The 7,997-nt window shown below is 45.4% G+C and carries 7 protein-coding genes; 2 read left to right on the forward strand and 5 right to left on the reverse strand.

The window, feature by feature from the left end; all coding sequences use genetic code 11:
• Positions 1 to 8 precede the first annotated feature (8 nt).
• From AAIG11_RS16220 to AAIG11_RS16230, 3 genes are all read right to left on the reverse strand, one after another.
• Positions 9 to 503 carry a tripartite tricarboxylate transporter TctB family protein gene (locus AAIG11_RS16220; protein ID WP_343187281.1) on the reverse strand — a complete coding sequence of 165 codons (495 nt, stop codon included), beginning with the start codon at positions 501 to 503 and terminating at the stop codon, positions 9 to 11.
• A 138-nt stretch (positions 504 to 641) separates the two neighbouring features.
• Complete coding sequence (locus AAIG11_RS16225; protein ID WP_343187282.1) at positions 642 to 1,691, reverse strand: tripartite tricarboxylate transporter substrate-binding protein; 1,050 nt, start codon at positions 1,689 to 1,691, stop codon at positions 642 to 644.
• A gap of 52 nt (positions 1,692 to 1,743) precedes the next feature.
• The gene (locus AAIG11_RS16230) at positions 1,744 to 2,883 is read right to left on the reverse strand and encodes a pyridoxal-phosphate-dependent aminotransferase family protein (protein WP_343187283.1); all 1,140 of its coding nucleotides are present in this window, start codon (positions 2,881 to 2,883) and stop codon (positions 1,744 to 1,746) included.
• Positions 2,884 to 3,142: 259 nt separating this feature from the next.
• Here AAIG11_RS16230 and AAIG11_RS16235 point away from each other — a divergent pair, with 259 nt between their 5' ends.
• Positions 3,143 to 4,042, forward strand: a complete 900-nt coding sequence (locus AAIG11_RS16235) for a LysR family transcriptional regulator (RefSeq protein WP_343187284.1) — start codon at positions 3,143 to 3,145, stop codon at positions 4,040 to 4,042.
• A gap of 17 nt (positions 4,043 to 4,059) precedes the next feature.
• Here AAIG11_RS16235 and AAIG11_RS16240 read toward each other — a convergent pair whose 3' ends face one another.
• Together AAIG11_RS16240 and AAIG11_RS16245 are read right to left on the reverse strand one after the other, a co-directional pair.
• Positions 4,060 to 5,223 (reverse strand): mandelate racemase/muconate lactonizing enzyme family protein, encoded by a 1,164-nt coding sequence (locus tag AAIG11_RS16240; protein WP_343187285.1) that lies wholly within the window; start codon positions 5,221 to 5,223, stop codon positions 4,060 to 4,062.
• Positions 5,224 to 5,710: 487 nt separating this feature from the next.
• Positions 5,711 to 6,595, reverse strand: a complete 885-nt coding sequence (locus tag AAIG11_RS16245; RefSeq protein WP_343187286.1) for a LysR family transcriptional regulator — start codon at positions 6,593 to 6,595, stop codon at positions 5,711 to 5,713.
• Between the two features lie 159 nt (positions 6,596 to 6,754).
• On the opposite strand from AAIG11_RS16245, the gene AAIG11_RS16250 reads away from it, so the two are divergent.
• The gene (locus AAIG11_RS16250) at positions 6,755 to 7,732 is read left to right on the forward strand and encodes an NAD(P)-dependent oxidoreductase (RefSeq protein ID WP_343187287.1); all 978 of its coding nucleotides are present in this window, start codon (positions 6,755 to 6,757) and stop codon (positions 7,730 to 7,732) included.
• Positions 7,733 to 7,997 lie beyond the last annotated feature (265 nt).

A 7,997-nucleotide genomic window follows, 5' to 3' on the forward strand; every position in this document is an offset into this window, starting at 1 on the left:
GCCTCCCATTAAATGAAAATGCCTGCAGGCAATCTCACTTTGAAAATAAGAATAAAAAGGATATACACAAAAATCAAAAGTCCTGTTGGTATGGCAAAAAGCTGGAGTTTGCTTTTGGTTCCCATTAGTAGATTCACTGCCAAAACAAAGATAAAGGAAGTTACAAAAAATCCAATAAAAGGGAAGACGATCATGTAAATCGCCGCTAGAATAATCAGCAGCACTTGCTTGTTAGCCATCAATTCTTTCATCGTTGGTTGGTTGTGAATCTGCTTTGTTTCTTTGTTTTGTTGAGTCTGCGGGCTTTTATTGTCTGACACCGACTTCCTGATTTCGATGAACAAGCGAACTGCCTGCACCACCCAAAGCACTAAAACAACCGCCATCAACCCTTGTACCACCAATTTTTCCCGTTGTGCCAATCTGCTGATATCATTGAAGTATGCCATGCTAAAGCCGCCTATAATGACGAGAACCATCATATCTGTGATCTTTTTTTTCATTCGTCGCACCTCTTACATTCAGATTCCTTTCTTCATGAAAACCCTCATCCAGCTCTTAAAGAGTGGTTGCAGCCAAGCTCCCTTTGACCAACCCAGAGACTGCAACCACTTCTTCATTTGATCAAACGAACCTTCTGATTATTTAAATGCTTCTTCAAACTGACGTGCTGCTTCATACACTTCTCTGAACAAATGCTCAGACTCTTCCCGCATGGCCGGCTCAAAAATGTAACCTTCACTCTTCATTTGCTCAGCAAAAGCCGGGTGATTGGCTGCTCGTACCAGTGCCTCAGAAAGAAAATCAAATCGATCAGGATAATCCTCCATGAACTGGCGCTTTACCTGAAAGTTTCGAGGAGAAATCATATTCGGAAAACGAATATCATAACCCAACGCTTCCAGCAGTTCATTGGCAATCGGCATATGGTCATAAGGCGATGTGTCTGAAAGCAGTGCAAGCGCCTCAAAGCTTCCCGGTTCCATGATGGAAACCATGCTTTCATAATCAGTCACATAAAAATCAATATCTCCTGCCATGAAAGCTACCCTTGCAGCACCACCGCCATCATAGGGCACTGAGCGAGTTGTTAAGCCAACTTCACTCAGTACTTCATCAAATACCAGTCCCCATCCTGCACCCACTGGCTGGGTGTAACCGCCGGGGTTTGCTTCCACTTTTTTCAGAAAGTCTTCAAAATCTTCGAAAGGCGAAAACTCGGGGTTCACTGCTATAATTCGATGCCCATTGGACATGCTCCCCATATTGGGAAAATCATCGTACTCATAAGCTCCCCGAATAATGGCTGTTACAAATGCATTGAACTGACCAAAGATAATGTGAGAACCGTCAGCTGGGTCCTGTTGCATATGGGTATTGTAAGCTACAGTCGTGCCGCCGCCTTCACGGTTTTCAACAATAACCGGCACCCCTAATTCCTGCTGAATGTAAGGGGCCAGTGCCCGCGCCTGTCGATCATTGGTTCCTCCAGGGCTATAGGGTACGATGATGGTCAACTGGTTCAATGGCCACTCTTCCATTACTTCAGCAGTTTCAGTTGTCTCTTCTGCAGGTGTTTCCGCGGTCGGTTCCTGTTGTGGTGCAGGTTCAGGTGCAGGCTGTGAACATCCAGTTAAAACAAGGGTCAGCATCAGTACGACAGTCATCCATTTTAGTAATCTCTTTTTCATTATTTTTCCTCCCCGATATTAGTTTAACAGATTAAGCGCTTCTTTTGATTGATCATAGTTCCATGCTTAATATGCCAACCCCCTTTCCGGGCTCAACGCCCGCACCTAATCGAATCATCGTTCTTTCAACTGCTGAAACAACAGAAACCAAGTCATGCATATCGATGTTCCCCATATGCCCCAGGCGAAACATCTTACCGGCATAGGCACCAAGGCCTCCAGCAACCATAACACCTTCCTCATATAGCTTGCTCCTGAAATCAGCGTCGTTGATCCCGTCTGGATAAATCAGATTTGAAAGTGTTGAGGCTCGATATTCACGATCAGCCAGCACTTTAAAGCCCATGGCTTCAAGAGATTTTTGCAGCGCTTTGCCAACTTTTTCATGGCGTTGATAGCGGGTTTCCAAACCTTCTTCCTTGATGAGCCGCACTGATTCTTTCAAGGCCCAGATCAGATTCACCGCTGGTGTGGCAAAGTATTTGGATGGATCATGCATCACAGGCAGCCATTTATAAAAATCAATATAGTACTCCGGTATACTGCCCAAACTCTCACGACGCGCCAACGCTTTTGGCCCTGCCCAGAGAATGGCAAGCCCCGGTGAAACCCCAAAAGCTTTCTGGGTGCCGGTGAACAAAATGTCAATGTTCATCTCATCCACATACTCCGCTTCTCCCGCGGTGGCACAGACGCCATCCACAATGAAAAGTGTGTCTTCATACTGCTTCATCATCTTTCCTATTTCATCAATCGGTGCTTTGACTCCCGTTGACGTATCCACATGACTGACTGTGATGGCCTTATAATTCTTTTCTTTCAACTTCGCTTCAATATCAGAAACCGGTACAATTGATCCCCACTCACTGGCCAGCACATCCACGACAAACCCCTTTCGCTCACAGATTTCAATAAATCTGTCGCCAAAGTAACCATGCGAGACAACCAGCACATCGTCACCCTTTTTGAGTGTGTTAGCCACTGCCATTTCCATGGCCATGGTTCCCGTCCCCGCCACAACAAAAACCTCACCCGTTGTATGCCACATGGTTTTTAAATCAGCCAACAGTTCTTTAAAATCACTCACAAATCGAGGATCTCCAAAAGCCATCGTCTCACGCCCCATCTGATCCTGAATGGATCGGACGACAGGGGTAGGTCCTGGTATCATCACAAGCTTTCGATTGTTCATTATTAACACTCCCTGTTGATTTTTTGTTTTTAATATTCTTAGCATGACTGCCTGTGAGCTTTTGCTCATTTCCTTGATTTCTTTCATCCACAAACAAACTTCATTCGCCATCAGTCTCGATTTCCATCGTGATGAGCTTGCTTCGAATGATGACTCTGTGTATACTAACCCTGACAGGTATCCCTTTTCGTTGAAAACTGTCACATGCGCCCCGCTGCTTTCTGCAGCATCGGCAGCTCGTCCAGGAGAGGTGGAGAGAATGAAACTTTTTCAACTGGAATACTTCCAGGCTGTATGTCTTCATAATAGTGTGACCAAAGCAGCTCAGATGTTGCACGTGTCTCAATCAAGTATTTCCTTTGCCATTCGGGATCTTGAAGATGAATTTGGGGTCAGTCTTTTTTCCAGGGTGAAACAACGATTGATTCTCACCAGCGAGGGAGAGTATTTTCTTAAAAATATCAATAAAATTCTGGGCCAAACCTATGCGCTGGAGCAAAATATGCTGGATCTGGGCCAGACTCAGAAGCACCTGCGTATTGCCGTGCCTCCCATCTCCGGCACCTTCGCCTTTATTCCACTGTATATGGCTTATGTAGAACGGTATCCTTCATCCAATATCCAGATCATTGAGTCCGGCTCGCGAAACAATATGCTGGGCGTGGTGGACGAGCGCTATGACATCATTCTGGCCAACACCGTTCACATTGAGAACAATCAAGTGAATTACCTGCCACTACAAGAAGTTGACATTGTGTTGTGCGTTTCCCCTCACCACCCCCTGGCCCAGGAAAAAGTTATTACCGCTGAACTGCTGAAGGATCTGCCTCTGGTAATGTTCCGAAGCGGCTCAAAGCATAATACCTACATCGACAACATTTTTGAAGACGCTGGCATTCGACCCAATATCATCCTTTATTCCAGTCAAATCCACACGATTCAAACCCTTGTGGAGGGTGGCAAGGTGGGCGCCTTTGTCTTTGATGGCGTCGCCAAGCTTTTCCCAGATCTTGTGATGATTCCTGTAAAAGATCTTCCCCGGCAAACCGTTTTTATGGTCTGGAAAAAAGAGAAGCACATCAACAACAAAGCTCGTTATCTATTCGGTGAAATCCAGAAGTTTACCACATTCGCCCAAGAGTTCATTACACGCTCTTAGTCTGGAGAGTCACCTCATCATCGATTGCCACAGGAGCCGTCGTCCAGCACGGTGGCTTTTGCTTTTCGTACCGCATAAGCATATTTCGGATGGTCGGCGACGCCGTTCCTCAGTGAGGCTCCAATTCCTGGCGAATCAGGAATCATCACATACCCATTCTCCACCCGAACATCCGTCTGCACCATTTCCGCTTTCAGGCCCTCTCCATCATCAGCAGGAATCTCCTGAATGGCAAAGTTCTGAATGGATGCGGCAAACTGAACACAGGCAGCCGTGCTAATCGGACTCAAGTTTCCCGGGTTATGGGGCACAACGCGAATGCCAAAGGCCTCTGCCATGGATGCGATCTTTTTGGATGGTGTCAGCCCGCCGATGGCACACACCGATACCCTGGCAAACTGCGCACCATTTCGAACAAATAACATGGCAAAATCCTGAATACTGATAAATCGTTCACCCGTTGCAATGGCGATGGGTATTTTTCCGGCCAGAATGCCCATGGTGTCTATGTTATCCGGCATAAGAGGATCTTCGAAAAAGAAAGGATGAAACTCCTCCACGCCCCTGGCCAAAGCCACTGCCTCCGCCATATCAAGGCGCCGGTGAATTTCCAGGCAAAGATCCATGTCATTCCCCGCCACTTCCCGAAACTGCCTGACATGTTCGATGGCTTCCGACACCCTTTTGGCGTATGGTTTCACCGGTGCAACCTCACCCTTTGGCGGATCGAGATAAGGATTTAGATGCCCCACCGCCGTAAATCCTTTCTTTTTAGCCTCCTGAATCAATCGAATATGCTCCTCAATTGATGGCGACTTCACATGACAATAAGCCCGAAGTTTATCACGACAACGATCTCCACCGCCCAACAGACGGTAGACAGGAACACCATAGTACTTTCCTGCGATATCCCACAGGGCAATATCAATGGCCCCCAGGGCTCCTACGATGGCAGCACCTCTAAAACAAAAACTCTGGTACAGATACTGCCAATGGTATTCAATTTTTAAAGGATCTTTACCAATCAGGTACTCGCGAAACACTTCCACAGCACCGGCTGAGGCTTCAAGAAAACCCCAGGTGCCACATTCACCAATCCCTTCCAGTCCGTTATCTGTTGTGACACGAACATAAAGATGTTTTGCAAGAAAAATCGTTTGCACATCGCGAATCTTCATCATCGACTCCCACCTTCTGTATGAAATAAATTCATCTGAAATTTATCTTTCACTCAACTTCGAAAATCATTCAGTCATCATGATCTTCATCACCATACTTCCAATATACGACCCATTTCACAGTCAAGCACTTTGACGATTTGTATCCCCACCTGCTTATTGACAGGACGCAGGCTTATTGCGACCGGAAAACGTTTTCTTTTTTTGTGAAGCATCACACATCCCGATCGAAAATCATCGTTTTATTCTTTTGGTATGATTTGTATTTTTGCTGCCTCGTCAGTTTCTGTACCACAATTATCATTACCGATACTATAGCCCATCATTATCCATTTGCATAATACGCTATTTCGATGACTTGTTTTAAAAAATAAATTAACTAGCCAGAGCCCGGTCTTTGACCGGGCTCTGGCTTTCGACATTTCCATCACTAACTGTCAGTTATTGGATCGTGGCTTAAATCGTAGCTATGGCAGGTTTATTAAGTCACTCAAAATGAATCTTTGACAAATCGCAACCACTCTCTGGCAGCATGAGACACATACTTGTCTCTTTTCCAGATCAGGGATAAGTCGAGAGACAGAGGTTCACCTTCAATGGGAAGCGTTTTGAATCTTAGTGGGTCAAGGTTCCCGCAGACTCTTTTGGGTAAAAATGCAATGCCCAGTCCGGTCGCAACCATCTCTGTCATGAAATCCCGCTGAGAACTTTCGCAAACGATCTTGGGAGAAAACCCAGCCTGTTCACATTGACTCAGAATCCGATCATGAAGAGAAAAATCCCTGCGATAGATAACAAAGGATTCTTTTGTCAGCTCTCTAAAAGAAACATTTCTTTTTTCTTTTCCAAGGGGGTGGTCGCGATGCATAACCAACAGTATTGGATCACTCATCAACAAAAATCTGTCAAACTTATCATCAGCAGCAGGAAGGCTGCAAATAACGCCAACATCAAGCGTTCCATCAATAACACCGTGCTCAATACTTTTGGTCCCCACTTCCATAAGCTGTATTTCAATCCCCGGGTACCGGTCTTTAAATCGGCTGATCACCTCTGGGAAAAACCCTGCACCCACCACCGGAGGAATACCGATATGAATACTTCCTTTCTTGAGTTGTGAAACTTGATCAAGATTATCCGTCAATTGTTCCATGCTGATCAGTACATTTCTGGCTTTTTCGTAAATGGCACATCCGGCATCTGTCAAATCGATTTTTCTGGAAGTCCGATTGAGCAATATCACTCCCAGTTCTTCTTCCATACTTCTGATTGTTTTGCTAATGGCAGGCTGGCTGACCATCAAACGCCGCGAGGCACGAGTAAAACTCTCTTCTTTTACCACTTCCACAAAGTACTCAAGCTGACGCAGTTCCATTATCCACACCCCAATCTATTCTTTTTAGGAATGCTATCTATTCCAAACATGTATTTCTATTATGGTTCTTTTCATGATATCATAGGCGTATAAATTATTCAAACATTCAATTTATTGCACGTTTGAATAGTTCTAAATCATATTAAGGAGTGATCCATGATGATGATCAAAATAGTTGAACCACTGAGTATCCACCCGCAAGCTCTTCAACGTTTGATGACACCACTTCAAAATCAGGGGTATACCGTCATTGCTTATGACCAAGCCGCCGCCTCGACAGATGAACTGATACTTCGATGTGCTGATGCCGATATACTGGTGATAGCGAATCAGCCCTTTCCCGCCAGCGTTATTGAAGCATCCAAAAACCTAAAAATGATTTCTGTGGCTTTTACCGGCATTGATCATTTGGGTGGCCTTAATGACATCAGGGAAAGGGGAATCACTGTATGCAACGCTGCCGGTTACAGCAACCATTCTGTGGCAGAACTTGTTTTGGGTCTAACCCTGAACCTGTTGCGAAACATCAATGCTGCCAACATGGCCACACGCACTTCAGGGACTATTGCTGGGCTGATCGGGAATGAGCTAAGGGGTAAAATCGTGGGTGTTATCGGCACCGGACGCATTGGTCTTCAAACGGCCGCCCTCTTCCAAGCTTTTGGATGCCCGATTCTGGGATATAACCCCTCCATTAAACAGCAAGGTCTCCAAATGGGCATTCAGTACAAAGAGTTTGATCAGGTTATATCTGAAAGCGACATCGTTACCCTCCATTTACCGCTGACCCCCGATACTAAGGGAGTTCTATCTGGCGAGAAACTTGCTTTAATGAAGCCCACATCTTTACTGATTAATTGCGCACGGGGTCCCATTGTAGATAACCAGGCTCTTGCAGACGCGCTAAACAAAGGACAAATCGCCGGTGCCGGTATTGATGTGTTTGACATGGAGCCGCCCCTTCCCAATGATTATCCGCTTCTCAAGGCAACGAATGCCCTGCTGACCCCTCATTACGCTTTTGCCACAGCGGAATCCATGGTTCGGCGGGCAGAAATTGCCATCGGGAATGTGACAGCTTATATCAATGAAAAACCTGAAAATGTGATAATTTCTCCCAGTCCGGTACGTAATTAGAAAATAGGAAATCAGTATATGTCCATCCAAATGCTATCAATGGATACTTTTTATACACCACGAAGCAGCAGTCATAACTGGCCGGGGCATGGATTGATAATCGCAAAAAAATAAAGGACAGCTCAAACTGAGCTGTCCTGAGGTTGTCGAAAAAGTCATGTTTTAGAGATGAAACATGGCTTTTTTGCGCTTAGAATCAGTTTTGAGGGGTGATATTGCTTTGAGAAAGGTATTCCTATCCTCTATTATCAAGGATAGTGGCGAT

The sequence above is a fragment of the Anoxynatronum sibiricum genome (assembly GCF_039414295.1).
Lineage (GTDB): Bacteria > Bacillota > Clostridia > Peptostreptococcales > Tindalliaceae > Anoxynatronum > Anoxynatronum sibiricum.